The 25,358-nt window shown below is 70.5% G+C and carries 26 protein-coding genes, 1 tRNA gene and 1 other RNA gene; 15 read left to right on the forward strand and 13 right to left on the reverse strand.

Annotated elements, in window-relative coordinates:
• Positions 1-43 precede the first annotated feature (43 nt).
• Positions 44-1,672, forward strand: a complete 1,629-nt coding sequence (gene pruA / locus ACTMTJ_RS31540) for an L-glutamate gamma-semialdehyde dehydrogenase (protein ID WP_441222289.1) — start codon at positions 44-46, stop codon at positions 1,670-1,672.
• 487 nt (positions 1,673-2,159) lie between these two features.
• Here pruA and ACTMTJ_RS31545 read toward each other — a convergent pair whose 3' ends face one another.
• Positions 2,160-4,472: a helicase-associated domain-containing protein gene (locus ACTMTJ_RS31545; protein ID WP_441222290.1), complete on the reverse strand. Its 2,313-nt coding sequence runs from the start codon at positions 4,470-4,472 to the stop codon at positions 2,160-2,162.
• A 181-nt stretch (positions 4,473-4,653) separates the two neighbouring features.
• Between ACTMTJ_RS31545 and ACTMTJ_RS31550 the strand changes: the two genes are divergently transcribed.
• From ACTMTJ_RS31550 to ssrA, 10 genes are all read left to right on the forward strand, one after another.
• Complete coding sequence (locus ACTMTJ_RS31550; RefSeq protein WP_441222291.1) at positions 4,654-6,030, forward strand: serine/threonine-protein kinase; 1,377 nt, start codon at positions 4,654-4,656, stop codon at positions 6,028-6,030.
• A gap of 133 nt (positions 6,031-6,163) precedes the next feature.
• Positions 6,164-6,679, forward strand: coding sequence for a PadR family transcriptional regulator (locus ACTMTJ_RS31555; protein WP_441222292.1), 516 nt, complete (start codon positions 6,164-6,166; stop codon positions 6,677-6,679).
• A gap of 19 nt (positions 6,680-6,698) precedes the next feature.
• On the forward strand, positions 6,699-7,820 hold the full coding sequence (prfB, locus tag ACTMTJ_RS31560) for a peptide chain release factor 2 (protein ID WP_441222293.1): 1,122 nt from the start codon (positions 6,699-6,701) through the stop codon (positions 7,818-7,820).
• Between the two features lie 106 nt (positions 7,821-7,926).
• A complete protein-coding gene (gene ftsE, locus ACTMTJ_RS31565) occupies positions 7,927-8,607 on the forward strand; it encodes a cell division ATP-binding protein FtsE (RefSeq protein ID WP_441222294.1) in 681 nt (226 codons plus the stop codon).
• A gap of 34 nt (positions 8,608-8,641) precedes the next feature.
• On the forward strand, positions 8,642-9,520 hold the full coding sequence (ftsX, locus tag ACTMTJ_RS31570) for a permease-like cell division protein FtsX (protein WP_441222295.1): 879 nt from the start codon (positions 8,642-8,644) through the stop codon (positions 9,518-9,520).
• A 119-nt stretch (positions 9,521-9,639) separates the two neighbouring features.
• A complete protein-coding gene (locus ACTMTJ_RS31575) occupies positions 9,640-10,887 on the forward strand; it encodes a M23 family metallopeptidase (RefSeq protein WP_441222296.1) in 1,248 nt (415 codons plus the stop codon).
• 64 nt (positions 10,888-10,951) lie between these two features.
• Complete coding sequence (gene smpB / locus ACTMTJ_RS31580; protein WP_441222297.1) at positions 10,952-11,428, forward strand: SsrA-binding protein SmpB; 477 nt, start codon at positions 10,952-10,954, stop codon at positions 11,426-11,428.
• A gap of 22 nt (positions 11,429-11,450) precedes the next feature.
• Entirely contained in the window at positions 11,451-12,539 is a 1,089-nt protein-coding gene (locus tag ACTMTJ_RS31585) for an SRPBCC domain-containing protein (RefSeq protein ID WP_441222298.1), read from the forward strand.
• Positions 12,540-12,608: 69 nt separating this feature from the next.
• Entirely contained in the window at positions 12,609-13,649 is a 1,041-nt protein-coding gene (locus ACTMTJ_RS31590) for an SRPBCC domain-containing protein (RefSeq protein ID WP_441222299.1), read from the forward strand.
• A gap of 69 nt (positions 13,650-13,718) precedes the next feature.
• Positions 13,719-14,094, forward strand: a transfer-messenger RNA (tmRNA) gene (gene ssrA, locus ACTMTJ_RS31595).
• A 90-nt stretch (positions 14,095-14,184) separates the two neighbouring features.
• On the opposite strand, the gene ACTMTJ_RS31600 is transcribed toward ssrA, so the two are convergent.
• Positions 14,185-14,778: a DUF402 domain-containing protein gene (locus ACTMTJ_RS31600; protein WP_441222300.1), complete on the reverse strand. Its 594-nt coding sequence runs from the start codon at positions 14,776-14,778 to the stop codon at positions 14,185-14,187.
• A gap of 134 nt (positions 14,779-14,912) precedes the next feature.
• On the opposite strand from ACTMTJ_RS31600, the gene ACTMTJ_RS31605 reads away from it, so the two are divergent.
• On the forward strand, positions 14,913-15,377 hold the full coding sequence (locus ACTMTJ_RS31605) for a hypothetical protein (protein ID WP_441222301.1): 465 nt from the start codon (positions 14,913-14,915) through the stop codon (positions 15,375-15,377).
• A gap of 57 nt (positions 15,378-15,434) precedes the next feature.
• Entirely contained in the window at positions 15,435-16,136 is a 702-nt protein-coding gene (locus ACTMTJ_RS31610; RefSeq protein ID WP_441222302.1) for a response regulator transcription factor, read from the forward strand.
• Here the strand turns inward: ACTMTJ_RS31610 and ACTMTJ_RS31615 are convergent.
• Positions 16,111-16,914 carry an S-methyl-5'-thioadenosine phosphorylase gene (locus tag ACTMTJ_RS31615; RefSeq protein ID WP_441222303.1) on the reverse strand — a complete coding sequence of 268 codons (804 nt, stop codon included), beginning with the start codon at positions 16,912-16,914 and terminating at the stop codon, positions 16,111-16,113. The genes ACTMTJ_RS31610 and ACTMTJ_RS31615 overlap by 26 nt on opposite strands.
• A 133-nt stretch (positions 16,915-17,047) precedes the next feature.
• Here ACTMTJ_RS31615 and ACTMTJ_RS31620 point away from each other — a divergent pair, with 133 nt between their 5' ends.
• The gene (locus ACTMTJ_RS31620) at positions 17,048-17,602 is read left to right on the forward strand and encodes a YqgE/AlgH family protein (RefSeq protein WP_377250352.1); all 555 of its coding nucleotides are present in this window, start codon (positions 17,048-17,050) and stop codon (positions 17,600-17,602) included.
• An 82-nt stretch (positions 17,603-17,684) separates the two neighbouring features.
• Positions 17,685-17,757: transfer RNA gene (locus ACTMTJ_RS31625), tRNA-Ala, on the forward strand.
• Between the two features lie 69 nt (positions 17,758-17,826).
• On the opposite strand, the gene ACTMTJ_RS31630 is transcribed toward ACTMTJ_RS31625, so the two are convergent.
• The 10 genes from ACTMTJ_RS31630 to ACTMTJ_RS31675 form a co-directional block, all read right to left on the reverse strand.
• Positions 17,827-19,002, reverse strand: a complete 1,176-nt coding sequence (locus ACTMTJ_RS31630; protein ID WP_441222304.1) for a tyrosine-type recombinase/integrase — start codon at positions 19,000-19,002, stop codon at positions 17,827-17,829.
• The gene (locus ACTMTJ_RS31635; RefSeq protein ID WP_441222305.1) at positions 19,003-19,209 is read right to left on the reverse strand and encodes an excisionase family DNA-binding protein; all 207 of its coding nucleotides are present in this window, start codon (positions 19,207-19,209) and stop codon (positions 19,003-19,005) included.
• 353 nt (positions 19,210-19,562) lie between these two features.
• A complete protein-coding gene (locus ACTMTJ_RS31640) occupies positions 19,563-20,594 on the reverse strand; it encodes an AAA family ATPase (RefSeq protein WP_441222306.1) in 1,032 nt (343 codons plus the stop codon).
• The gene (locus ACTMTJ_RS31645) at positions 20,591-21,463 is read right to left on the reverse strand and encodes a bifunctional DNA primase/polymerase (protein ID WP_441222307.1); all 873 of its coding nucleotides are present in this window, start codon (positions 21,461-21,463) and stop codon (positions 20,591-20,593) included. The genes ACTMTJ_RS31640 and ACTMTJ_RS31645 overlap by 4 nt, the downstream gene beginning before the upstream one ends.
• Before the next feature lie 23 nt (positions 21,464-21,486).
• Positions 21,487-21,786, reverse strand: a complete 300-nt coding sequence (locus ACTMTJ_RS31650) for a hypothetical protein (RefSeq protein ID WP_441222465.1) — start codon at positions 21,784-21,786, stop codon at positions 21,487-21,489.
• Complete coding sequence (locus ACTMTJ_RS31655; protein ID WP_441222308.1) at positions 21,786-22,088, reverse strand: hypothetical protein; 303 nt, start codon at positions 22,086-22,088, stop codon at positions 21,786-21,788. Before ACTMTJ_RS31655 ends, ACTMTJ_RS31650 begins: the two co-directional genes overlap by 1 nt.
• Positions 22,085-22,333 (reverse strand): hypothetical protein, encoded by a 249-nt coding sequence (locus ACTMTJ_RS31660; RefSeq protein WP_441222309.1) that lies wholly within the window; start codon positions 22,331-22,333, stop codon positions 22,085-22,087. Before ACTMTJ_RS31660 ends, ACTMTJ_RS31655 begins: the two co-directional genes overlap by 4 nt.
• A 140-nt stretch (positions 22,334-22,473) precedes the next feature.
• The gene (locus ACTMTJ_RS31665) at positions 22,474-24,666 is read right to left on the reverse strand and encodes a cell division protein FtsK (RefSeq protein WP_441222310.1); all 2,193 of its coding nucleotides are present in this window, start codon (positions 24,664-24,666) and stop codon (positions 22,474-22,476) included.
• The gene (locus ACTMTJ_RS31670) at positions 24,663-24,884 is read right to left on the reverse strand and encodes a hypothetical protein (RefSeq protein WP_441222311.1); all 222 of its coding nucleotides are present in this window, start codon (positions 24,882-24,884) and stop codon (positions 24,663-24,665) included. The genes ACTMTJ_RS31665 and ACTMTJ_RS31670 overlap by 4 nt, the downstream gene beginning before the upstream one ends.
• The gene (locus ACTMTJ_RS31675; protein ID WP_441222312.1) at positions 24,881-25,354 is read right to left on the reverse strand and encodes a DUF3307 domain-containing protein; all 474 of its coding nucleotides are present in this window, start codon (positions 25,352-25,354) and stop codon (positions 24,881-24,883) included. Before ACTMTJ_RS31675 ends, ACTMTJ_RS31670 begins: the two co-directional genes overlap by 4 nt.
• Between the last annotated feature and the right edge of the window lie 4 nt (positions 25,355-25,358).

Below are 25,358 nucleotides of genomic sequence, written 5' to 3' on the forward strand. Positions count from 1 at the left end.
ATGTAAGGATGGAACAACGCAGAGATCCTGACAGGAGCCCATCATGGACGCCGCCTTCGACGTACCCGAACCGCACAACGAACCGGTACGTGGCTACGCCTCCGGCACCCCGGAGCGCGAGAGCCTCCAGCGCCGCATCGCCGAGCTCTCCGGCGAACGGGCGGAGCTGACGATGACCATCGACGGTGAGCAGCGCATGGCTGGCGGGGCGGCGATCGACGTGGTGCAGCCGCACCGGCACCGGCATGTGCTGGGAGTCACCCACAACGCAACCAACGCGGATGCCGCGGCGGCGGTGACGGCCGCGAAGAAAGCGGCGCCGATGTGGCGCGCCCTGTCCTACGCCGATCGGGCCGCCATCTTCCTGCGCGCGGCTGACCTTCTCGCCGGTCCGTGGCGCGACACGCTCAACGGCGCTACCATCCTCGGCCAGTCGAAGTCCGTGCAGCAGGCGGAGATCGACGCCGCGTGCGAGCTCGTCGACTTCCTCCGCTTCAACGTCCACTTCGGACAAAAGCTCCTCGGTGAGCAGCCGCTCTCCGCGCCGGGCATGTGGAACAGGTTCGACCACCGGCCGCTCGAAGGCTTCGTGTACGCGGTCACCCCGTTCAACTTCACCGCGATCGCCGGCAACCTGCCCGCCGCGCCCGCGCTGATGGGCAACACCGTGGTGTGGAAGCCCTCGCCGACCCAGCAGTTCGCCGCGCACTTCACGATGCGGCTCTTCGAGGCGGCCGGCCTGCCGCCCGGTGTCATCAACATGGTGACCGGCGACGGCATCGCCGTGTCCGAAGTGGCGCTCACCGACCCAGACCTGGCCGGCATCCACTTCACGGGCTCCACCAAGACCTTCCAGACGCTGTGGCAGACCGTGGGGCAAAACCTCGCCGGCTACCGGACGTACCCGCGGCTCGTCGGCGAGACCGGCGGCAAAGACTTCGTGATCGCGCACTCCAGCGCCGAGCCGGACGCGCTCGTAACCGCGCTGGTGCGTGGCGCGTTCGAGTACCAGGGCCAGAAGTGTTCGGCGGCCTCGCGGGCGTACGTGCCCCGGTCGCTGTGGGAGGGCGGCGTCCGCGACAAGCTCGCCGCCACCGCCGACTCCCTGTCGTACGGCGACGTCACCGACTTCGCCAACTTCGGCGGCGCGGTCATCGACGCGCGGGCGTTCGCCAAGCACGCCGCCGCGCTCGACCTGGTGAAAAACTCCGCCGCGTGCACGGTTGTCGCCGGCGGCACGGCCGACGACAGCGAGGGCTGGTTCGTCCGGCCGACGGTGGTCGAGTGCTCCGATCCCGAGCACGAGGTCTTCACGACCGAGTACTTCGGACCGATCCTCGGCGTGCACGTCTACGACGACGCCCGCTTCGAAGACGTGGTCAAGCAGGCCGAAGGAGTCGCGCCGTACGCGTTGACCGGCGCGGTCTTCGCCACCGACCGGCGGGCGATCGACTGGGCCTCGAAGGCGTTGCGGTACGCGGCCGGCAACTTCTACATCAACGACAAGCCCACCGGCGCCGTCGTCGGGCAGCAGCCTTTCGGCGGCGCGCGGGCCAGCGGCACCAACGACAAGGCCGGCTCCTGGCACAACCTGATCCGCTGGACCTCACCGCGAACCATCAAAGAAACGTTCGTCCCCCCAACCGACCACGCGTATCCACACATGCGATAGCTACGAGAGATTTCCCGGGTCCGCGTCAGCTGCGGATCGCTGCTCCCGCCGGAGACCGCGCGGGTCGGCGGCGAGCTGGCGCTCGCCGAAACCCCCGACCCGCGCTGCCAGGTCCGCGCCGCAAGCCCACCGGGCCGGACCCTTGTCGGACGGGGGTGCCCGCGGGTCGCACCGGTTATGACACGGCGCTATCAGCCCAGGGGCCGGGACTTCGAGATCTAGGAGACTTAGGGCTGATATGGCGCGCTAACTCTCCAAGATCTGGCATCGGAGGCTGCTCACATACCCTGCGGCCGTTACTGTCAGCGACGAAGCCTTGCCATCAACAGGCATTGCCGGCAAATCCCCTCCCGGAGGGGTGACCGCGACCAACCGTGAAGGGGCGAGGCCGCGGGAGCAACGGCCCGGACCACGACGGACATCGCGGTAGCCCAATCTCCGTCCTAACAGGAATTCAAAGCCAGTCCACCCCGACGCCGAAAGGTCTCTAGATCGCGGAGACCGACTCGATCCTGGGTAGGAGGAAGACGCGTTCGTCGTCGCGGAGTTGGCACCAGGCCGAGAGCTTTGGTCCGTCCAGCTCCGCGGGCTCGATGACGCGGCGGGTGGATTCGCCTTCGCCGTCGGTGTAGGAGATCTCGACCGGCGTGCCCTGGCTGACCGCGCCGATGAGCAGGAGCCGCTGCGCCGTGGAGAGGTGCGGCGCGTGGTCGCGTACGTCGCGCGCGACGCTCATCGGGGTAGGGCGGAGAGCGGCGGGCTCGGCGGCGCTGTCCACATAGGACGAAAGTAGCCGCTGCGCGAGTGCCTTGGCGTCGGTGGGGGTGCGTGGCGGGCGGGTGCGCTCCGGCCGGCGCGGTGTCGGCACGCGGTGGCGGGGCGCGCGTTCGACCGCGGTGATCCCGTCGGCGTCTTCGCCCGACGGCGCGTATCCGGCGGCACGCAGCGCGGTGAGTGTCTCGGCCAGCGGCCGTGCGCTGGCGAGCACGGTCGGCGCCAGCACGCTCAGCCCGAGCGGGCGCAGCGACCGCGCGCCGGCGATCTCGGCGAGCAGCGCGGGATCGTCGGCGCGCACCACGCACCCGACCGCCCGCACGCGCACCCGCCCGTGTTGCCGGCCGACGTCGCCGACGAGGTACTCCAGCACCTGTGGGACGGCACCGCCGACCGCCACGGCGCGGAGGTCGGCGATCAGGCCGTCGGGCGTGTGGCCGGCGTCGAGAGCCGCCCGCACCGACCCGGCCGAGAACCGCCAGGTGACCGCGCCGCCACCGGACTCGCGCACGGCCGCCGCGTCGAGCAGGCCGGCCAGCGCCGCCGCGGGGGTGCCCGGCACGACGGCGGTGAGGTCGTTCTGGAAGACGGCTTCGGCGACCGCGGAAGGCAGCAGTGACGCGGCCGCGGCGTCCAAGGAAGCTCCGGCGACCAGCGCCCGGCCGAGCGGCGTCAGCGCGCCGTGCGCCAGCGCGCCGACCAGATGCGCCTCCCGCCACAGCCCGTCGAGCAGGGCCGGCTCGTCGGCGAGCATCGGCAGCCGCCAGCCGAGCACGTCGACGAGCCCGGCCGCCGCGCCTTTACCGTCGGGCAGCTCGGCGGCGGCTTGGAGCAGGGCGGGGCGCAGGTCGTACGCCGCCACCCCGATCGCGTCCCGGGTCAGCGCCGCGCCGTCGGCGGCGAGCGGGGCGGCAGGCAGGTGCGGCCAGGCCCGCAGCAGCGGCACGAGGCGGCCGGCCGGCTCGGCGGCGCACCACCCGTCGTACGCCTCGGTGGGCAGCACCCGCATCTCGGAGACGCCGACGAGGCCGGCCGCGTACGCCAGCTCCAACCACAGCCGAACCTCGGGCTCGCCGCAGCCGACCGACTTGGCCAGCCGGCGCAGCTCGCGGGAGCCGACACCGCCGGCCCTGAGCAGCGCGACGGGCGCCGCGGCGACGGCGCCGAGCAGCGCGGAGGCCTGCTCGACCGCGGTGGTGGCCGCGGCGGCGGCTTCCCGGGCGACCGCCTCCGGCGACACGGCGACAAGGTCGGGCGCCGGCGGCAGCGGGTCGAACGGCGCCCGCCAGTCCGGACCGCGCAACGCCATCCCGACCTCGCCGGGCATCTGCGCGTGCTGCCAGCCGTCCGACACCAGCAGGCCGTGGCGCAGTGCCCAGGCGAGCGGTCCGTTGCCTGGACGGTCGTAGATGCCCATGACCACCAGCGGACCGTCCCAGGCGACCTTGGCGAGCAGATCGCGGGCCGCGACCGGGGCGGACGCCACCACCGCGCGCACGCGCTCACCGTCGGCGAGCGCGGCGCACACGTCGGCGAGAGCCGTCGCGCGGGTACGCCCGCGAGGGAGCCCCAGCGCCGAAGCGATCTCGTGCAGCTCGGTCACCGATGCGCCCTCCAGGAGGTGGCGCGCCGGCAGGCCGAGCTGGAGCGGGTGCTCGAACGCGTGCCACAGCGGGCCGGCCATGCGCAGCTCGTCACCGTCGGGCCAGACGAGGGCCCGCTGGGCGAGCACGGTGAGCGTGGCGACGAGCTCGGCGTCGTCCGGCTTGCAGCCGATGGCGGCCGCGACCCGGTCGAGCCCGACCAGCGGGCCGCCGAGGGCCTGGAGCACCTCGATCACTTGCAGCGCCGGCAGGGGCAGCGCGCCCGCGGCGGCGATCACCGTCTCGCTCTCCTGTAGGCGCCCGGCGAGACCGGTCAAACTGGACACTGGCGGGCCGGCCAGCACTTCCGGCCGGCGGGCCAGGACGGCGGCGAGGTCGTCGGCGGGGAGGCTGGCGAGCCATCGCACCAGAGGTGACGTCACGGAGGTCCACCCTCTCGCAGTGAGCGGCGGGTCGCCAGTCCCCGGTTCGTGCCAAACCCGTGTCGCGCCGCCCCGCGGGTGCCGCCAGCAGCCATAGCGTTCCATCCATGAGCGGGAGCCGCGAGGCTACGGGCCTTGGCTACGACGGCGAACGAGCGCCGAGCGGCGGAGCGGGGTAGGCATGGACGGGGTTCTGGACGGCCGCTACCGGCTGGAGGGGGAGATCGCTCAGGGCGCGATCGGCTCCGTGTGGCGGGCTGTCGACACGGTCACCGGGGGGTCGGTGGCAGTGAAGATGCTGCGTCCCGAAGCGGCCGAGCAGCCCGAGCTGGTCCGGGGTTTCCGGGCCGAGTTCGGGTTGCTCGCCGCCGTCAACCACCCGTCCGTGGTGCGCCCGCACCGGCTCGTCGACACGGGTGGCCCGCTCGCGATCGTCATGGACCTCGTGGAGGGGGAGGACCTGCGCCGGCGGGTACGCCGGGACGGGCCGGTGCCGCCGGCGATCGCGGCGAACATCGTGGCGCAGGTGGCCGACGCGCTCGCGTACCTGCACGAGCACGGCATCGTCCACGCCGACGTCAAGCCGGGCAACCTCGTCGTGCCGGCGGACGGCGGGCCCGTGCGGGTCGTCGACTTCGGCGTCGCGCGCCGCGTGGACGACTCGCCGCCGGCCTCCATCCACGCCACCCCGGAGTACGCCGCGCCGGAGGTGGTCGGTGGGGCCACTCCTTCGCCGACCGCCGACATCTACGCGCTCGGCATCGTCCTTTTTGAACTCCTGTGCGGCCGGAGTCCGTTCCGGGGCGGCGGTCCGCTCCAAGTGTTGCGCCGGCACGGGATGTGCGCCGCCGTACCGCCGCCAGGCCTGCCACCGGTCGTGTGGCCGGTCATCGAGGAGTGCCTGGCGCCGGATCCCGCGCAGCGTCCGGACGCCCGGCTCGTCGCCGCGCGGCTGCGGGGCGTGGAGCCGGCGCTCGACGGCGCGCCCCCGCTGCCGGCGCTCGCGGCCGACCAGATCACGTGGTGGCCCCGTCCCGCCGGAGCCGCCGCCGCGGTGGCGAGGGTGACCTGGGTGCCGCTCCGCGCCGCCCCGGTCTCGCCCGCTTCGGCGTACGTGGGGCGGATGGTGTCGATCCCCGTGGCCGGAATGGGTTCCGCCATCGAGCTCGGCGCGGCGTACGGCACCGAGAGCCCTTGGCCGGGCGCCAACACCGAGCCGGTGCCGGCGCCGGTGCCCGCGATGGCCGCTGCCGTGCCAACAGTCCCGCCACCGCCCAAGCGCCGCCGGCGCGGACCTGTCGTGCTGGCCGGCGCCGGCGCGGCCGCCATCGCCGCGATCGCCGTAATGGGCGCGCTTCTCGTCGCCGGCGGCGGATCCTCGCGTGGACCCGCGCCCGCCGGCCCCGCCGCTACGGCCACACCGCCAGTCGCTGCCGTCACACCGGCACCGGAGACGACTCCTTCCACAGTGGTCCCATCCACGATGGACCTACCGCCCGGGATGGAAGACTGGCCAGACATCGGTGATGTGCTGCCGACCCCGCGCCGGGCAGGATGATCACTTCTTGTGATCAACTAGCTACGCGTCCTCACCGGACTGTCGGGCACGGACAGTGCACAGTGGAGGATATCGCCCCGCGGATCACGCGAAATCCTGGACGCGGCGGCGACAAAGTGGCAGCGTGGAGGGCATGGCAGAAACTGCAATCAACCCCACCGCCGCAGCCCTCCTCGGGCTGCTCCACGAAGGACCGATGACCGGCGGCCAGCTGATGGCCTCGGCTGAGCGACGGCTCGGTCCGTTCTGGTCGATGACGCGCAGCCAGGTCTACCGCGAGTTGCCCGCCCTGGCCGACGCCGGCTACGTCCGCCTCGGCAAGCCCGGCCCGCGGTCGAGCCAGCCGTACGCGATCACCGCCTCCGGCAAGCGAGCCTTCACGCGGTGGCTGGCCGAGGAGCCCGGCCGCGACGCCGTGCGTAACCCGATCGCCCTCCGCGTGGCGTTCGGCGAGCAGCACTCCGCCGCTCAGCTCAAGGACCTCTACGCCGGCGCCACCAAGTACCACACGGACGCCCTCGCCTCCGCGCGGGAGCAGGCCAAGGAGGTCAAAAAGGACGGCGACAACTACGGTTCGGCGGCGCTCGAGTTCGCGGTGGCGTACCACCGGGCCGCCCTGTCGTGGCTGAAGACGGCACCGGGAGCCTGACGGCCTATCCTTGGTTGTTGTGACCGCTGCCGAGTTTGCCGACCAGCTCAAGACTCTCGACGCCACCTTGCGCAACATCGAGGCCGTTCTCGACCTCGACCGGCTGCGCCAGGAGAAGGCAGAGCTTGAGCAGCAGGCGTCCGCCCCCGACCTGTGGGATGACCAGGCGCGGGCGCAGCAGGTCACGTCGAAGCTGTCGTACGTCAACGGGGAGATCGGAAGGCTGGAGGGGTTGCGCCGCCAGCTCGACGACGCCCATGTGCTGCTGGAGCTGGCCGAAGCCGAAGACGACCCCGGCGTCCGCGCCGAGGTCGGCACCGAGCTTGCCAGCCTGCACAAGGCGATCGAGGAGATGGAGGTGCGCACCCTCCTCTCCGGTGAGTACGACGCGCGGGAGGCCCTGGTGGCGATCCGGGCGGGCGCCGGTGGGGTCGACGCGGCCGACTTCGCCGAGATGCTCCTGAGGATGTATCTGCGGTGGGCGGAGCGGCACGGCTACCCCACCGAGGTCTACGACACGTCGTACGCGGAGGAGGCGGGCCTCAAGTCGGCCACCTTCGCGGTCAAGGCGCCGTATGCCTACGGCACGCTGAGTGTCGAGTCGGGCACCCACCGTCTGGTGCGGATCAGCCCGTTCGACAACCAGGGGCGGCGGCAGACGAGCTTCGCGGGTGTCGAGGTGCTCCCGGTGGTCGAGCAGACCGACCACATCGACATCCCGGAAAACGAGATGCGGGTCGACGTCTACCGTTCGTCCGGGCCTGGTGGACAGAGCGTTAACACGACCGACTCGGCGGTGCGGATCACACACATCCCGACCGGCATCGTGGTCACGTGCCAAAACGAAAAGTCCCAGCTGCAAAACAAGGCGTCCGCTCTGCGGGTGCTCCAGGCCCGCCTGCTGGAGCGAAAGCGGCAGGAAGAGCAGGCCAAGATGGAGGGCCTGAGGACCGACGCCGCCGGCTCGTGGGGCGACCAGATGCGGTCGTATGTCCTGCACCCGTATCAGATGGTGAAGGATCTGCGCACCGAGGAGGAGACGGGCAACCCGGCCGCGGTCTTCGACGGTGACCTCGACGAGTTCATCGAGGCTGGGATCCGCTGGCGTAAGCAGCAGGAGCTCGAGCAAGGGTCGGCCTAGGGACCCATGTCGTGGGTTCAACGCCGCGTGGTTTTTTGTGGCAATGCGCGCGAACCGGTGCAGGGTGGACTTGGCTATCCGGTTACACCGCGTAGACTCCTGACCCGTGATTCAGCTCGAGCACGTCACGAAGACGTACCCCAAGGCATCCCGGCCGTCCCTGGACGAGGTGTCGTGCGGGATCGAGAAGGGCGAGTTCGTCTTCTTCATCGGCCCGTCCGGCTCCGGCAAGTCCACGATCATCAAGCTCCTGCTGCACGAGATCACGCCCAACCAGGGGCGGGTCGTCGTCAACGGGCGCGACGTGACATCGATGCGTTCCTGGAAGATCCCCCACTTCCGCCGCTCGATCGGCTGCGTCTTCCAGGACTTCCGCCTGCTGCCCAACCGCACGGCGTACGAGAACGTCGCGTTCGCGCTCGAGGTGATCGGGAAGACGAAGGCGGTGGCCCGCCGCGTGGTGCCCGAGGTGCTGGAGCTCGTCGGCCTCGGCGGCAAGGAGCACCGCTACCCCCACGAGCTCTCCGGTGGTGAGCAGCAGCGCGTGGCGGTGGCGCGAGCCTTCGTCAACCGGCCGCTGATCCTGCTGGCGGACGAGCCGACCGGAAACCTTGACCCTGACACGTCGATCGAGATCATGCGCCTGCTGGACCGGATCAACCGGACCGGCACGACGGTCGTGATGGTCACCCACGACTCCAACATCGTCAACCAGATGCGGCGCCGGGTCGTTGAGATCGAGAGTGGCCGGATCGTCCGCGACCAGGCGCGCGGCGTCTACGGCTAGTCCACCGACCTAACCCCCAGCGAAGGAACCCCCGATGCAGCGCGCTAAGTACGTCCTGTCCGAGGTCATGGTCGGGCTGTGGCGCAACGTGACCATGACGATCGCCATGATCATCACGATGGCCGTCTCATTGGCCATGCTGGGTGCCAGTGGGTTGATGTACCTCCAGGTCAACAGCATGAAGGACTTCTACTACGACCAGATCGAAGTAGCGATCTTCCTGAACAACGACGTGACCGATCAGCAGCGCACCGCGGTGGACGAGGCGCTCAAGGGCGACCCGCTGGTGGCCCAGGTCATCTACGAGTCGAAGGCACAGGCGTACGAGAAGTTCAAGACCATGTACGCGGACGCGCCCGACCTGGTCAACGCCGTCAAGCCGGGCCAGCTGCCCGAGTCCTTCCGCGTGCGCCTGAAGAACCCCGAGCAGTTCGAGCAGATCAACGAGAAGTACAAGAACAACGAGGGCGTCGAGACGATCGTCGACCAGCAGCGACTGCTCGACAAGATCTTCAACATCCTCGGCGCCGTCCAAAACATGGCGCTGCTGGCCGCGTCGATCATGGCGATCGCGGCACTGCTCCTGGTCGGAAACACGATCCAAGTCGCCGCGTACAGCAAACGGCGCGAGGTCGCCGTCATGAAGCTCGTCGGCGCCTCCAACTGGTTCATCCAGGCACCGTTCGTGCTGGAGGCGGTGGTCGCCGGCATCATCGGCTCGATCATCGCGTTCATCGGCCTGGTGCTGGGCAAGTGGTTCTTACTCGACGGCTCGCTACGCGACCTGACCGAGCTGCTGACGCCGTTGGGCTGGGGCGACGTGCTGCTCATGTTCCCGCTGATGGCCGGCGCCGGTGCCCTGGTCAGCGCGGTCACCGCCTGGGTCACGCTCCGCTTCTACCTGCGGGTCTAGCTACCGCTACTCTCCGTAATCGCCGCTCCCCGCACCTCGGGGGGCGGCGATTCGCGTTTGTACTGTTGAGAGCGTTGTGACAGGAGTACGGTAAAGACCACGTATGAGGGGAGTTGCCCGTGAGACCCCATCGTGCCTGGCTTGCCCTTTTCGTTGTGCTCCTGCTGCTGCCGGCGGGCCCGGCGCAAGGTGACCCGCGCGACGACAAGAAGCGTGTCGACGCCGCGGTCGCCACCGCCGCATCGATCCTGGAGGGCGCCACCGAACGGGCGCGGGAGGCCGCCAAGAGCCTGGCCGCGGTAAACGTCGAGCTGCCGGCCGCACGCGAGCACGCGGCTGCGGCCCGCGGCGAGGTGGTGGCCGCGGAGGTCGCCGCCAACACCGCCCGGCGGGAGGCCGCGGCGGCGGAGTTGGCGCTCGCCGCCGCCAGCGATCGGCACGAGGCGACCGCACGGCAGGTCGAGGTCGCTCGGGAGCGGGTGGGCAGGTTCGCCGAGTCCGCGTACAAGGGGAGCGACCTGGTCAGCTTCAACCTCCTGGTCGACGCGCGCACCCCGATCGACGCGGCCGAGCGGCTCGGCTACTTCGAGCGGATCATGAGCACCGAGAAGGAAGCACTGGACGGGTTCGTCACCGCGCGCCGGGCTGCCAAGCAGGCGGAGAACGACGCCGGGCTGGCTCAGCGTAGGGCGGAGGCGGCCCGCCTCGCGGCCGAGGGGGCGCTGGCCGAGGCCCGTGCGGCCCAGGCCGCGGCCGACGCGGCGGTCGCCGAGGTCGCCGCGCTCGCCGACCAGCGCGAGGAGGCACTCACGGTCGCCGAGGAGGAGCGCGACGCGAGCCTGGCCAGGTACGAGGAGGCGAAGGCCGAGGCCGAGCGCGTCGAGCAGGAGCTGCGCGAGTGGGAGGACCGGCAGAAGGTCACCCGCCCGGGCGGCCGGGTGCCGGCGATTCGCCCCGGCGCCCGCCTGCTCATGCCGGTGCAGGGGTGGAAGTCCAGCGACTTCGGCATGCGCTACGACCCGTACTACAAGGTGTGGCAGCTGCACGCCGGCGTGGACATCGCGGCCGGCGGCGGGCAGCCCATCCTCGCCGCCGCCGACGGGCGGGTGATCCGCGCAGGGTGGAACGGCGGCTACGGCAACTACACGTGCGTCAGTCACGGGCGATACAAGGGGCGCGGGTTGAGCACCTGCTACGCCCACCAGTCGCGGATCCTCGTGTGGCCCGGCCAGCAGGTACGGCGCGGCCAGGTGATCGGCCGGGTCGGCACGACCGGCGCGTCGACCGGCTACCACCTCCACTTCGAGGTGCGCCTCTCCGGCACCCCCGTGCAGCCGCTCAAATGGCTGCCGGGTTGCCTTTGCTGACCCTGCTTGTCGGCGCGCGCTCCGCGCGCAAGGCCCCGGCCGCCGGGGCCTGTACCATTGCGCGGTGCCGAGGGAAAAGGGTCGTAAGGTCGTCGCGTCGAATCGCAAGGCGCGGCATGACTACGCCATCCTCGACACCTATGAGGCGGGCATGGCGCTCACCGGCACCGAGGTCAAGTCGCTCCGCGCCGGCCGGGCGTCCCTCGTGGACGCGTTCGCCCAGGAGAGGGGCGGCGAGCTGTATCTGCACGGGATGCACATCCCGGAGTACAGCCAGGGCACCTGGACCAACCACGAGCCCCGCCGCACCCGAAAGCTGCTGCTCAAGCGCATCGAGATCGACCGGCTGATCGGCAAGCTGCGGGAGAGCGGGCTCACCCTCATTCCCCTTTCGGTGTACTTCTCGGACGGCTGGGCCAAGGTCGAGATCGGACTCGCCCGAGGTAAAAGGGCCTACGACAAGCGCCAGGATCTCGCCAAGCGCGACGCCGACCGCGAGATCAACAAAGCGATGGGCCGCCGCGGGAAGGGCATGGAGTAGCCCAAGGCTCTACAGTTCCCCGGTGACCGAAATCCGGATCGACTTCGACTTCGGCCATCCGCCCGCGCTCGTGTGGCGTGCGCTCACCGAGCGCCGGCTGCTCGCGCGCTGGTTCATGCCGGCCGATTTCCAGCCGATCCAGGGCAGCAAGTTCCAGCTGCTTCCGGACGCGCTGCCGGGTTTCGACGGCCCGATCGCCGGGCAGGTGCTGGAGGTCTCCGCCGAGCGGCGGCTGGTCATGCGGTGGAAGGGCGAGCAGCTGCACGCCCGGGTCGCCTGGGAGCTGAAGCCCAAGCCCGAGGGCTGCCTGCTGATGGTGAGCCAGTCCGGCTTTCTCGGCGTGCGGGGCAGCGCCCGCCGCCAGGCGCTGGTGTCCACGTACGACCGACTGTTCGGCGAGCGGCTCCCGGCGGTACTCGATGGGTTGGCTGGAAAGGGTGACCCGGTCGTGCCCGGAGCGCCGCGGCTGCCCGCGCCGGTCGTGGCGCGGCCGCACCGGCGCCGCCAGGTCCTCGCGATCGTGGCGGCCGCGCTCCTGATCGGGCTTGTCGCCGCGCTGCTCGCCAACCTGCCCTCGAAGACCAGCGCGCCCGCCGAAGCCGTGGCGACCGGGTCGAGTGGCCAGCCGGCGGCGTACGCGTCGGCGACGGTCACCGCCGCCACGGCGACCGGCGCCACCCAACGCCCGCCGACCGCGTCGCCGTCGCCCAGCGTCTCCGCCACGACCCGCCGGCCGGCCACCACCCCGCCCGTCACGCGCCGGGCGACCACCGAGGCCACGGCCGCCGCGCCTGCCGCGCTGGCCGCCAGCTACCGCACCGTCTCGACCAACGCGCTCGGCTACCGGGGCGAGGTGGTCGTCGAAAACAAGGGCGGCACCGCCTCCGGTGGCTGGACGCTGACGATCACGGTGCCCGCGCTGTCGCTGGTGACCAAGGTGGAGGGTCCGCAGCCAAGCCTGGGCGGGTCGGGGTGGGCGTTCAACGGCGCGGCGGTGCCGGCGGGCGGCTCGGCCCGGGTCGTCTTCGACGTCGTGCTGGACCTTCCGCTCGTCTCGCCGCAGCGGCCGCTCAGCTGCAAAGTCGGCGCGACGGCCTGCGCAGGGTTGTGAGCCGAGTGCTTGGAGTAGCGCTCCCAACTGGGTCGGCACGCCACGTGCGAATGTCTGTAAGGTCTCCCGGTGAGCGAAATCCGGATGGATGTCGATCTCGAGCACCCGGCCGAGCGGGTCTGGCGGGCGCTTACCGAGGAGAAGCTGCTTTCCCAGTGGCTTGAGCTGCCCGGATTCGCGCCGGTCGGCGAGGCCGAGGTGACCGGCGTCGAAGGGCAGCGACGGCTGGCGATGCTCTGGGACAAAGACGAGCTCAGCACCCGGCTCGTCTGGGAGCTGACGCCGACCCCGGACGGCGCCACCCTGATCCTCCGCCAGTCCTGCGTCTACGGCGAGTGGGAAGACGCGGAGCGCGAGGAGCTGCGCGCCGCGTACGACGCGGTGCTGCACGAGCGGCTGCCGGCGATCCTCGACTGGCTTGCGTTTCAGGAGGTCGACCTCAACGCCCCGGCGCCGGGGAGCCCGGCCGAGCCGGTCACCGAGGTGATCCCGTTCGTCGCTCCCGACCACCGTAAGAGCCGCGGGCGCCGGCGGGTGGCGCTCTCCACCGCCGGGCTGGTTTTGCTGGCCATCGTGGCCGTGGCCGCGCTGACCCGCACCGGCGACGGGGAGCCGGCCGCCGCACCGCAGACCGGCGCTCCCGCCGCTCCTTCCCCGACGGTCACTACGCCGGGCGGTGTCGCCGGGCTCGGCACCGGCGCGGCCTCGCCCAGCCCGTCCGCGAGCCCCACCACCGGCACACCGACCCGGCCGGCGACCAGCGCTCCGCCCAAGGAGGGCACCACCGCTCCCGCGGCGCCGGCCGTGCTCGGCGCGGACTACGAGACGACGTCGCGTGGCATCCTCGGGCTCGGGTACGAGGGCAAGGTCACCGTCAGCAACACCGGCAAGGGTGCCGCCGCGCAGTGGGCCGTGATCATCACCCTGCGGGGCAGGGCGCAGGTGACGGAGGCGGACGGCGCCGAGTTCCGCCAGGAGGGCAACAAGGTCACCTTCACCGGCGCCGACCTGGCCGCCGCTGCCTCGGTGACGTTCGAGTTCGTGGTCGACTCGGGCCTTGCCGACGAGGGGCCTGAGGCCTGCGAGGTGGACGGAAAGCCCTGCTCGTAGCGCCTGCCGGCCGGGCGGAATGTATCGGGTTGCCGAAGGCGTTAGGCTATCTGTCTGGAGATCCTTCGAGGGGGTGACTGGTTTCGACTTCGTACGTCGAGGTAGGGGAAGCGAGCCGAGGAAGCCGACGTCGTCTCGTGAATCGGTCGTCGGAAACCAATAAGCGCCAACAACAAGCGCGCTGACTTCGCTCTCGCCGCCTGAGGCGGGTAAGCGAGTCTGTCGGTCTGGAATCGCCTTCGGTCCAGTAACCGGCATCAGCTAGAAGGCTGGCCAACCGAGCCCGGTCGCGGGGCTCGCGCGGTGAGACTAATCAGCGACTGGGCCCGTCACACCGACTCGCTCGCGTGATCGGAGGGGCCGAGTAGAGGCACAGCGAGCTGCGCTCGGAGAAGCCCTGTCAACACGCCGAAGGACCCGGGTTCGATTCCCGGCACCTCCACCAGCGACGAGCGACCTCTGTCCGCGAAGAGCGCGGACCGAGGTCGCTCGTTATGTCTGCTCCGGGGGCGACCCCCGGACGCCCCGCTCCTGGCTATGAGGACGCGTACAGGCGGGCGCGGGAGGCCTCCCCATCGGGTACCGGCCAGGTCGGGTCTGGTTTCCAGCCTTCCCAGGGGCTCCACCAGCGCTCGTCGCGGTCGAGGGCGGCCGCCACCTTCTCGGTCTCGGCCCACACCGCGTCGGCCTCGTCCTGGGTCAGGCGGCCGGCTTGGACCAGGTGGGCCACGTCGGCGCGGTCCTTCCACTGCCACTTCGGTCCGCCGCCGGGGATCCAGATGTCCACGCCGTGGTCCACCGTGTCGAAGCCGTACTCCCAGCGGCGTGCCGGCGCCTCGAAGTTGACGTACCAACCCGTGAAGGCGCCGTCCTGGTAGAAGGCCCAGAGCGAGTAGGCGTCACCCGTCCGGTGCACCTGGAGGAGGCTGCTGCCGGTCCACTGCTCCTGTCCCTGCCAGGGGTGCGGGCCGAACGGGTGCGCGGGAAAGAGCAGCGGTGTACCTTCCGCCAGATATGTGACGAGGATGTCGCCGCTGTCCCAGACGACGCGGACCGGGGTCGCCAGCCACGTGCGCCCGTGCAGCACCTCTCGGCGGTCGATCACCGTGCCCGGTGCGAAGAGCTCCATACGATCGCACCATAGCGATGATGTCGTTGATGCCCATGTTTCTTAAGGGGCTTATGAGAAAGCTTTTGGGGCTGGACAGGGAGTGAGCCTAGGGCGACCATCGGCTAATAGCTCGTGGCGGGAGGTGCGTCATGGTGGCAGGACCGTCTCACCCGACAGCGGCAGAAAACGCCGCGTCGCTCGCCGTCGCCCGGCGCCACCGCGTCGCGCTGCTGCACAGCATCCAGTCTTTTGAGCGGGCCCTGGCAGCGCCGGCCGGCGATCCGGGGTGGCGGCCGCGGGTGAGCACCCGGCTGCACGGCCTGCGTGGGGCGTTCGCCGAGCACATCGTGGTGACCGAGGGCGCCGACGGGTTGTACGCGGAGCTGCTCGACCACGCGCCCCGCCTGGCCCGCAGCGTCCACGTGCTGGTCCGCGAGCACGCGGCCGTCGCCACCGCCATGTCCGCGTTGCAGCGGCGGGTCGACCAGTCCGGGCCGTCGGTGGAGGAGCTGCGGGCGTGGTCGAGCGACCTGCTGCGCGAGCTGTCCCGCCACCGCCAGCGCGGGGCCGACCTCGTCTACGAGGCCTACGCGACCGACATCGGCGGCGAGACCTGACCTTACGGTCCGCTGACAGGCCTACACGCGGCCGTGAGCGAGACCTACGCTCGCCAGATGGGACAGCGCGTGCTCGTCGTCGACGACGATCCGACCGTCAGCGACGTCGTCCGCCGCTACCTGGAGCGGGCCGGCTTCGAGGTGGCGCTCGCCGCCGACGGGCCCGCGGCCATGGTCGCGTTCGAGCAGCGCCGGCCCGCTCTCGTCGTACTCGATCTCATGCTGCCCGGGATGGACGGCCTGGAGGTCTGCCGGCGGATGCGGGCGCGCGACGGCGATGTGCCGGTGGTCATGCTGACCGCGCTGGGTGAGGAGGCCGACCGCGTGGTCGGCCTGGAGATCGGCGCCGACGACTACGTGACCAAGCCCTTCTCACCCCGCGAGCTGGTGTTGCGGGTGCGGTCCGTGCTGCGCCGGACCGCGCCGCAGGAGACCACCCTCGTGCTCCGCGACGGCGATCTCGTGGTCGACGTCGCCCGGCGGGTCGCCCTCCTCGGTGACCGCGAGCTGGCCTTGACGGTACGGGAGTTCGACCTGCTCGCGTACCTGCTGCGCCACCCCGGCCGCGCGTTCAAGCGGAGCGAGTTGCTCGACGCGGTGTGGGGCTGGACGTTCGGCGACCACTCGACCGTGACCGTCCACGTGCGACGGTTGCGGGAGAAGATCGAGGCCGACCCCGCCGACCCCACACGGATCGTGACCGTGTGGGGCGTCGGCTACCGCTACGAGCCGGCTACGGCAGAGCGAACGGTAGCGTGATCCCGTCGAGCGCCGACCCGCACGGGCACCCACGTTTCGCCGGGAGCGCGGCGATCGCGTCGAGGAGGACGCCGCGCAGCCGGTCGGTGTTTTCCCGGAAGACCCGGAAGACCTCCTCCTGCGTGACCCCGTGGTCGCCCTCCACGCCCGCGTCGAGGTCGGTGACGAGGGCGATCGCGGTGTAGCAGAGCGCCAGCTCGCGAGCGAGCACCGCCTCCGGGTGGCCGGTCATGTTGACCACCGTGCCGCCGATCGCGGTGAACCACCGCGACTCCGCGCGCGTCGAGAAGCGCGGCCCCTCGACCACCACCATCGTGCCGGCCGGCTCCGCGGTCACACCGTGCCGCGCCGCCGCCTCGCGCACCGTGTCCCGCCCCACCGGGCAGTACGGGTCGGCGAACGACACGTGCACCGCGCCCTTGTCGTAGTAGGTCTGCGTACGCCCGCTCGTCCGGTCGATCAGCTGATCGGGGATCACGAACGAACCCGGCCCCAGCTCGGGTCGCAGCCCGCCAACCGCGCACGGCGCGAGAACCTGCCGTACCCCGATGGAGCGCAACGCCCACATGTTGGCCAGGTAGGGGATGCGGTGCGGCGGGTAGCGGTGGTCCCGCCCATGCCGGGGGAGGAACGCCACCGTCCGGTCACCCACTTCGGCGATGGTCACTGGGTCGGACGGTGGACCGTATGGCGTGTCGACGGTGAACTCCGTCGCGCCATCCAGCAGGGCGTACAGGCCAGAACCGCCGATCACGGCAAACTCAGCACGTGGGCTCACGATTGAGACCTTAACCAGGGGCAGATCCGCAAGCTATGGTGCGATGCATGGCAAGCGAGTCTTGTATTTCTGGGCCCCACGAGTAGCGGGGGCGTCCGTGCACGGAGAGGGGCAGCGGATCGGGGGGCGGTCGATGGAGTCGATGACCGGGCAGCTACTGGTCGCGACCCCGGCCCTGAAGGATCCCAACTTCGACCGCACCGTTGTGCTGCTGGTCGCGCACGAGCCGGGCGGTGCCCTGGGCGTCGTGCTCAACCGGGCCACCGAGGTGCCGGTCTCCGAGGTGCTCGGCAACTGGGGTGCGATGGCTCGCGATCCCGCCGTCCTCTTCGAGGGTGGCCCGGTGCAGCCGGAGTCCGCGATCTGCCTCGCCCGCACCCACCCTGGCGTGCGCCGGGCCCGCGGCTTCCACCGCGTGTCCGGCTCGATCGGCACCGTCGACCTCTCCGTCGACCCCGAGTCGCTCCAGGAGAGCCTGGCCGGCATCCGGGTGTTCGCCGGATACTCGGGGTGGTCGGCCGGGCAGCTGGAGGAGGAGATCTCCTCGGGCTCCTGGTTCGTGTTCGACGCGCTGCCCGGCGACGCGTTCGTCGAGCGCCCCGACGACCTGTGGCCGATGGTGCTGCGCCGGCAGGGAGGCATCCTGGCCGCGGTGGCCCACTTCCCACCGGACGTTGCCCTCAACTGAGCGGCGCGCCGGCACCTGCGAGATGACCCCCGGGTTGGGGGTGTGTACTATTGCGCGGGTGCCCGGGAGACCGGGGATGTTTGGGGCCGTGGCGCAGCTGGTAGCGCACCACACTGGCAGTGTGGGGGTCAGGGGTTCGAGTCCCCTCGGCTCCACCCAGATCCACAGACGACAAACGCCCTGGCAGGGAGGAATCCCAGACGCCAGGGCGTTTCTCGTCTCCGCTAGCGCTCAGTCGCCGCGTGCCAGATCCGTGCCAGATCAGGCCGCGACGGAGTGTCTCGCGCCTCCGTGATCAGCGTGTCTAGCGCCGCCGCAATCGCGTGGTCTCGATCACGGGTCGCGTGCTGGTAGATCATCGCCGCTCGGGTACTGGAGTGGCCGATCCTGGCCATGAGTTCCTTGAGCGTCGCGCCGCTCTGCGCCGACCACGTGCTACCGGTGTGTCGTAGGTCGTGCAGATGTAGATCCATCTCGGCAGGGATGCCGGCATCCCTGAGCGCCTTCTTCCAGACGCGGTTGAAGTTGCGCCGCCGAGGAATGCCGCCTTGCGGACCGACGAACAGCCGACCGTTAGGGCCTGTTTGCGCGAAGCTCTCTAGGTGAGCCTGGATGTCCTTCTTTAGGCCAGCCGGCAGACTGATTGGACGTTTGCCGGCATCGGATTTGGGGTCGTCGTCTACCTGGGTACCGTCCTCCATTTCTGCCGTTGCGCGCCGCACACGCAGTTCCATCGAATCGAGGTCAACATTGCGCCGCCGGAGCGCTACTAGCTCGCCAAATCGGAGCTGTGCGAACGTCGCCAGCAACACCAGTAGCCGATAGCGCGGCTGAATCGCGTTGGCGATAGCGAAGACCTGATCCAGCGTCGCGGTAGGTCGCTCCTCGGCCTTATCTTGACCCGCTCCCTTGATCCGACACGGGTTGCGGCGGATCAGGTCGTCATCGACAGCCGTAGCGAAGATCGCGTGCAAAATCCGGTACGTCTTGGCGACGGTGGACGTACCCACGTCGTCGGCGAGCCGATCGGCCCGCCAGCCTCGGATGCGCGGCGCCGTGACCTCGTTGAGCGCGAGGTCGCCCAGGAACGGCCGGACGTGGAGCCGAATGTGCCGCTCGTACTCCTCTCGCGTACGCGCCTTAAGGTCACGTTCGCGCACCCAGTCGTCTGCGTACTCGCCGAGGGTGATCTTTCCCGCGTCCGGATCTATCCATTCCTTTCTGAGAATCTCGGCCTCGGTCCCCACTAGCCATTGCTCGGCGTCGCGCTTCCTGTCGAACGTGTCGGGTGCCTTGCGCGGTAGTCCATCGGGACCGATGTAACGTGCCTGCCACCGTCCAGACGGCAGTTTTCGTACGCTGCCGAACCGTCGTTTCCGACCCTTGCTGTTGCCGCTCACCTAGGCGGCCCTCCTGTTCGACGCTCGACGGATCGGGGACACAGTGCACGACTCGATATAGGCGTCCAGCACGCTTTCGGCGATGCGGACGTGAGTTCCGAACTTCTTGAATTCGATCCGCCGCTCCTCGATAAGCCGGCGGGGGAACCGCTCGGTCGTGCCGAGACGCTCGGCGGCTTCAGGGATGGAGAGGTATCTCTCAGCCACGGGTAGCAGCTCCCTTCAGGGTTAAGCAGGGGTTTCTATGCCTGAAAGCGAGACAGGGTGCCCTTCTCTGACCGGCTGAGAAGCGCTGAGAGCGCCTACCGGTGTGTGAGGCAACCCGCGTGATGGGTACGGGTGCGGACGCTCAGCGGGCCGTAGGGCGGCCCGCTGAGAGCCACGTAGAGCCAAGATCTGTGATGGCCTGGTGTGATAAGTAGCGGCAAGTCCGCTCAGAGCCTCTGAGAGGCTTATGTGGCGGTATGTCTAGCTGATCTTGTCACTCTGCTGTCACTCATGATCAGAAGCGTTTCCGCAGGTCAGAGGCAGTTGAGTGACACGGGTGACACGGGTGACAGTCAGGACACGCCTGTATCGGGCAGCGAGTAGCGGCCGGCGGCGTCGCAGGTGACCTGCGCGTCGGCGAGCATCCGGGTGCAGGTCTGCCGGACGGTGGCCGGGTTGAGACCGGTCGCCTCGGCGATGACCTTCGGCGCGCTGCCCGGGTTGCCGCGCAGGTGCCGGATGATCGCCGACCGGGTGTCGCCTAGTTCGTGGTCGGTGGCTGGGCCGTCGAGCATGAGCCACGCTCCGGCGTGCGCGTCGAACGCCAGCGGGTACTCCGCTTCGTCTACGTCGCGGCCGGTCACGTGCAGCACGCCATCGGCTTGCCCGCGTGGCCGCTTGAGCACCAACGTGGCGTCGGCGGCACCCGCGATGCCGTTCGTGCCGGACACGGCCTCTAGGAAGTCCTCCGAGCCGGCCTTGCGCACGTGGTGGACCATCAGCACCGCGATCCCGTAGGCGTCGGCCACCTTCTTGATCCGGCCTACGGCGGCGTAGTCGGCGTCGTAGGCGGACATGCCCGGCGCGGACGCGCCGCGCATCTTGGCGAACACGTCGATGATGACCATGCGCGCGTCGCGGTTGCGGTCCAGCCAGGTCGCGATCGCTTCGTCGCCACCCTGTGGCAGCGGCGGGCACGAGGTCGCGAGCGTCAGCGCGGCCGGCGCGGGTTGCCCGGCCAGCACCTTGCCGATCCGCGACTGTAGCCGGCGCGGCGTGTCCTCCAACGCGAGGTAGAGCACCGGTCCGGCCTGCACGTCGATGGCGCCGAACGCCATGCCGCCGGCCGCGACGGCGAGGCCGAGCGCGAGCGAGAGCCAGGACTTGCCGACCTTCGGCGGGCCGGCCAGCAGGTTGACCCCCTCGCAGATGATGCCGGGCACGGCCCACCGTGGCGGGGGAAACTCCATGCCCATCAGGTCAGCGGCCGTCCATGCCGTGCGGAGACGGCCGGTCTCCCGGCGCACCGGGGAGAGCACATCGGGCTGTTCGTCGGCACGCACGACGTGCAGCTCCGGCCGCTCGGCCGGCGTCGCGGCGCTCATGCTGCCACGCTCCGCGGTCGCGCCGCGCCGGCCTTGATGCCGGATCGGATCGTGCGGTCTGTCTCGCGTCGGGTGAGGCCGGCGGCGCGTGCGGCCGGCCACAGGGCCGTGTACACGTCCTCCTCGGCGAGCGCGCCGCCAGCGGCGAGTTGGCCGAGCGCGACGGCGGACAGGTACAGCGCCCGGTTGCGCTGGCCTTGCGGCGCTTCGGCGATCCGCCGGCGTTGGGCGTCGATGGCGGCGCCGACGTACGCGGCGCGGCGGCCGGCCCCGCGCAGCAGGACCGGCGCGGCTTCCTCGACCGGAAGCGGCCGCAACTCGGCGGTGAGCAGGTCGGCCAGCCATCCGGGCAGCGGCGCCGGGTCGACGTCCCACTCGACGGTGTACGGGTTGCTGTCCACGATGCTGCCGGCCGCGACCACGTATCCGCCGTGTGCGCGGGTGTCGATCAGCCAGCCGAGCGCGCCGGCCGTGTTGCGCAGTTCCGGCCCGTCCGGGTGCTGCCAGTACAGGTGGGTTCCACCGCTGGCCGTGGTGACCGTGTACGTCTCGCACGGGTACGGCTGGCCGCGCCGCTCGGCGAGTACGGCGAGCGTGTCGCCGCCGTCGTTGACGCCGGGGATGCGCCACACCTCCGGCGCTACCTGGTCCGGCTTGGGCCGGTCGAGGTCGATGACGACCAGGCCGGACGGCCCGCACGCGATACCGACGTTGTACGCGCCGGCTGACCAGCACCGGGCGATCCGCGCGGGGTCGCAGGTTGCGCGGGTTTCCCAGTCCTTGACGGCCGGGCGCTTGTCGTCGGGCCGGAGTGGGAATACGTGCCAGCCGCGCCGTGCGGCGCTCAATGCGTTGTCCAGTAGGGTCATGAGGGTCGCTCCCTCCATTGTGGTCATGCGGTACGCCGCCGGGCGGCGTCGAGGTCGATCAGCACGCCGCCGGAGTCGTCCGGCCGCGCGTGGTGGCGCTGGCGGGGTGCGGCGCTGGCGATGTTGAGGCGTAGGTACTGGCGGTAGCGGCCGGCGTCGGTGCCGTGCATGGCCCTGCGCGGTGCCTGGTAGGCGATCGCGCCGGCCTCGCCGAGCGCCGCCGTGATGGCGTGCAGCTCGGCGAGCGTGCCGGTCAGCCAGACCTCAGCGCCGGTCAGCGGCGGATCGCGGAACGACGGCCCGTCGCGGCGGTTGTCGGCCATCACGCGGCGGTCCGTCCACTGTGGCGCGGCGCGGGTCGGGCGGCGTTGCCGACGCGGGTTACCAGGTCGCGCAGGTCGGCCAGCACGGCTTGCAGTTGCCGACGTGCGGCCGGCTCGACCGGGTGCAACGCCAGACGCGCCCGGATCTCGGCGTACTCGCGACCGTGCTCGTCAGCCACGCGGGTAAGCACGGCCCGGCCGTAGCCGGGCAGGGTCACCACGATTTCGTCGGAGCGGTGCTCGCGTAGGTTGCAGCGGTGGTCCCGGGCGCACCATTCGGTGTGTGGCAGGCGGCGGCTCATCGGGCGTCCCGGCGGATGCGGTGAAAGTGGTTGAACAGCCAGCGGCCGGCGCGTAGCCGGCGGCCGGTGCCCTCGCAGCGCCGGCACAGCCGGAACGCGCGGCCCATCGGGCTGCGCCGTTTGCCGCTGCCGTGGCAACGGGGGCAGTGCTTGAACGGCCACACCCAGCACGTGAACGCGTAACCGAGGGTGACGGCCGGGAGGATGAGACAGAGGACGCTAGCAGCGACAGCGGGGGTGTCCACAACAGGCTCCTAGGGCTGTTTTCGGGTACGAAGCGCCGTGAGCTGCTATCCGCTAGATCGCAGCTCAGGATCGTGATCAGGTGCTAGCGGGTCTGCTAGCGCTAGCAGCGCAGGCCGCTAGCGCTAGCAGACCCCGGCCATCAGTCCCCGGACCGTTTGTGGTTACGCTCCGCGATCGCGGCGAGGACATCGGCGCGGGCGATGCCGCGCCGGGTGACCGGCTTACCGTCGATGCGCCGCCCGACGTCGGTGACCTTGACGGCCGGGAACGGCTTCAACGCCGCCGTGAGTTGCGCAGACTCCCAACCGCCGTACACGTCCGGGCGCAGCTCGCGCAGGTTCGCGCACAGGGTTTCGTTCCACGCCTTGTCCTCGCCGTCCGGCCAGATCTGCGCGAGGTCGGCGAGCACGTCGGCGATGTGCGCCGCGTCCCGGGTCTGGCTGTCCGGCTCAGGTAGCGTGCCGGCCTTGCCCCGCAACACCATCGCGCGCTCGACCACGCGGGCGGCGGCGTTGGTGTCCACATAGAACGACTTGCGCGGCGCCGGCTTGTCGAACCCGGCCAGGATGCCCCAACCAGCCTCGACCACCGGGCGGAACACGGTGGACCGGTAGCCGCGCTTGTACATCGACGTGCCCAGGATCATGTCGTTCGCGGTCTGATCGGCCACGGACAGGCAGAACCGGGTGTTCACGTTGCGGGTGATGCCGGTCGGCAGGCTGTCCTTGTCGGGAATCTGGGTGCCCATCAGCAGGATGATGCCCAGCGCGCGGGCGAGCTTGATGACCTTCTCCAGGATCTCCCCGGCCGCCTTGCCGTACTTGGGATGGGTGAACAGCTCTTGGATCTCGTCGATGAACGCGACGAGCGGGTGTAGGCCAGAACCCTTGAGGGAAGCCAACTCCGGCGTCACCTTGTTCTCCGGCGCCTTGCCCAGCTTGGCGTAGTGCTCGATCCGCTTCGACCGGCGCCGGCACTCCTCGTACAGCCAGTCCACGAACGCGGCGCAGCGGGCGATGGTGTCGTCATCGAACCCGTTGCCGTACTCGGCGCACAGCGGCTCCACCACGCGGAAGTCACCGACGCCCTTCAACTCGTAGCCGCGAAGCTCCACCCGCGGGTCGAGCGATGCCGCCAGAACCAGGAGGCGAAGCGCGAACGTCTTGCCGGAACCGGGCTGGCCACCGAACAGCCAGTTACGGAACATCAGCTCGACGTGAACGAACTCCATGCGCGGCGTCAACGCGAACGCGAACGGGCTGAACACGTCCACCTTGCCGTCACGAACCAGCGGCCACACAGGGGGTTTCATCGCCGACGCGGGCTCATAGCCGACCCACAAACCGAGCCGTCCGGTGTGTCCCTCGGCCGGTTCGGGCCAGACCTGATCCATCGGTAGGCGCAGCGCTGAGGCCAGCTTGCCGCGGCGTGCGACTACTTCGGACGCTTCGACCCCGTAGGGCAGGTCCACCACGGCCAGGTGTCCCGGTCCGTCGCGGTGAATGTCCATCGGGAAGCTGATCGCGCGCGGGTCCTTGGCGACAGCGGAGTTGATGGCGGCGATGCCCAACGAGGTCAGGCCACGGCGGACCAGCTCAGCGGTCAGCTTGCGGTAGCGGGTCGCCTCGGTAACCCGGTCCGTGATCGGCCTGTCATCCGGCCGCCCGGCCCGCGCCAACACACCCACCGCCAGCGCGATCGCCGACCACTGCGACCACGCCGGTACCGGCCCGTACAGCAGTACCAGCACGGCCACGGTCAGCGCGAGGGTGGCGCCCAGCAGCAGCCACCAACGCCACGTCGACTGACGCTGACGGCGCGCGTCGAGCTTGAGCCACACGTCAGCCTCGCCACGGTTCGCGGCCGCCTGCCGAAGCGCCCAGTTGCCTTCCTCGGCGGTCGCCCAGTGCAACACGCGGCCGGTACCCCGGAACAGCCCGACCGGCGCCCACAACGCCACCTTGACCCCGTACTTGGGTACCCGCACGCCGTGGAAGGCCAGCACGTAGCCGGCGTCCTTGAGTTGGTGGCGGATCGCGGCTTTCCAGCCGCGCACCGTGTACGCCCACTGAGGCAGCACCGGCCGCCGGTTCGGGCGTGGCGGCGTGAAACCCGGGTCGTCTGGCCGATCCACGGGCGCACCCAACACAGGAGCATCGTCCTCAATGGACTCCGCGTCCTCGTACACGTCGCCATCGTCGTCCGTGTCCACAGTGGCCGGGCCGGAAGCGCGGCGGTTGCGGGCGGCGTCGAGGTCAACGACCTCGGCGTCCGTCAACTCAGCCTCGGCGGCGCTCCAGTCGAAGTCTTCCGGGTTGGGGTTGACGGTCACGGCGTAGCCTCCTTGCAGGTCAGGCCGGTGAAGGACAGATAGTCGGCCAGTGCGGCGGACAGGTCGTGGTCGTGAGCGCGGATCTCGAACACGGCAGACCACGCGGCGGCCGGCTCCCGTTGGGTAATGGCCGATGCGAGGTCGGCGAGGGTGGCGGCGAAGTTGTCCAGATCCGTTGCCACGTAACCGATTTCAGACTGTTCGGTGTGGACGGTCACGAGGTACCTCCGGCGATGAACAGGGCGGCGAAGAACAGCCAGCCGACGTGCCAGGACTGGTCAAGCGCGTACGCGCCCGTGCCCAACGTGGGGTTGTCGTCGTAGCCCGGCCGAGGGGCGCCGAGAATCCAGAACCGGCCAGAGCCGAGCGCGCAGGCCAGTCGGAACAGCAGCGTCCGCCGGTCGGCGATGTAGTGCGAGACGGCCGAGATGCTCATGCCGATCGCCAGGTGCCACGGGGACGGGCGCCAGCCGGTCGCGGCGGCGACCGCGAACAGCGCGAATAGGCTGGTCGCGGTGTAGGTCGCAACGTGCGCCGCGCACGCGAGGCGGCCGAGCCAGCCGGTCCGGCTCTTGGTGTCGGCCTGCCACTGTGTCTGAATCCAGTGGTCGGCGACCTGGTGAGCGGCGTACAGGGCAGCGAAGACAGCGCCGAACGTGCCCAGCTCAGCGGTTGGATCTGCGAACATGGGA

The sequence above is a fragment of the Phytohabitans sp. LJ34 genome, from assembly GCF_052068095.1.
Classification (GTDB): Bacteria; Actinomycetota; Actinomycetes; order Mycobacteriales; family Micromonosporaceae; genus Phytohabitans.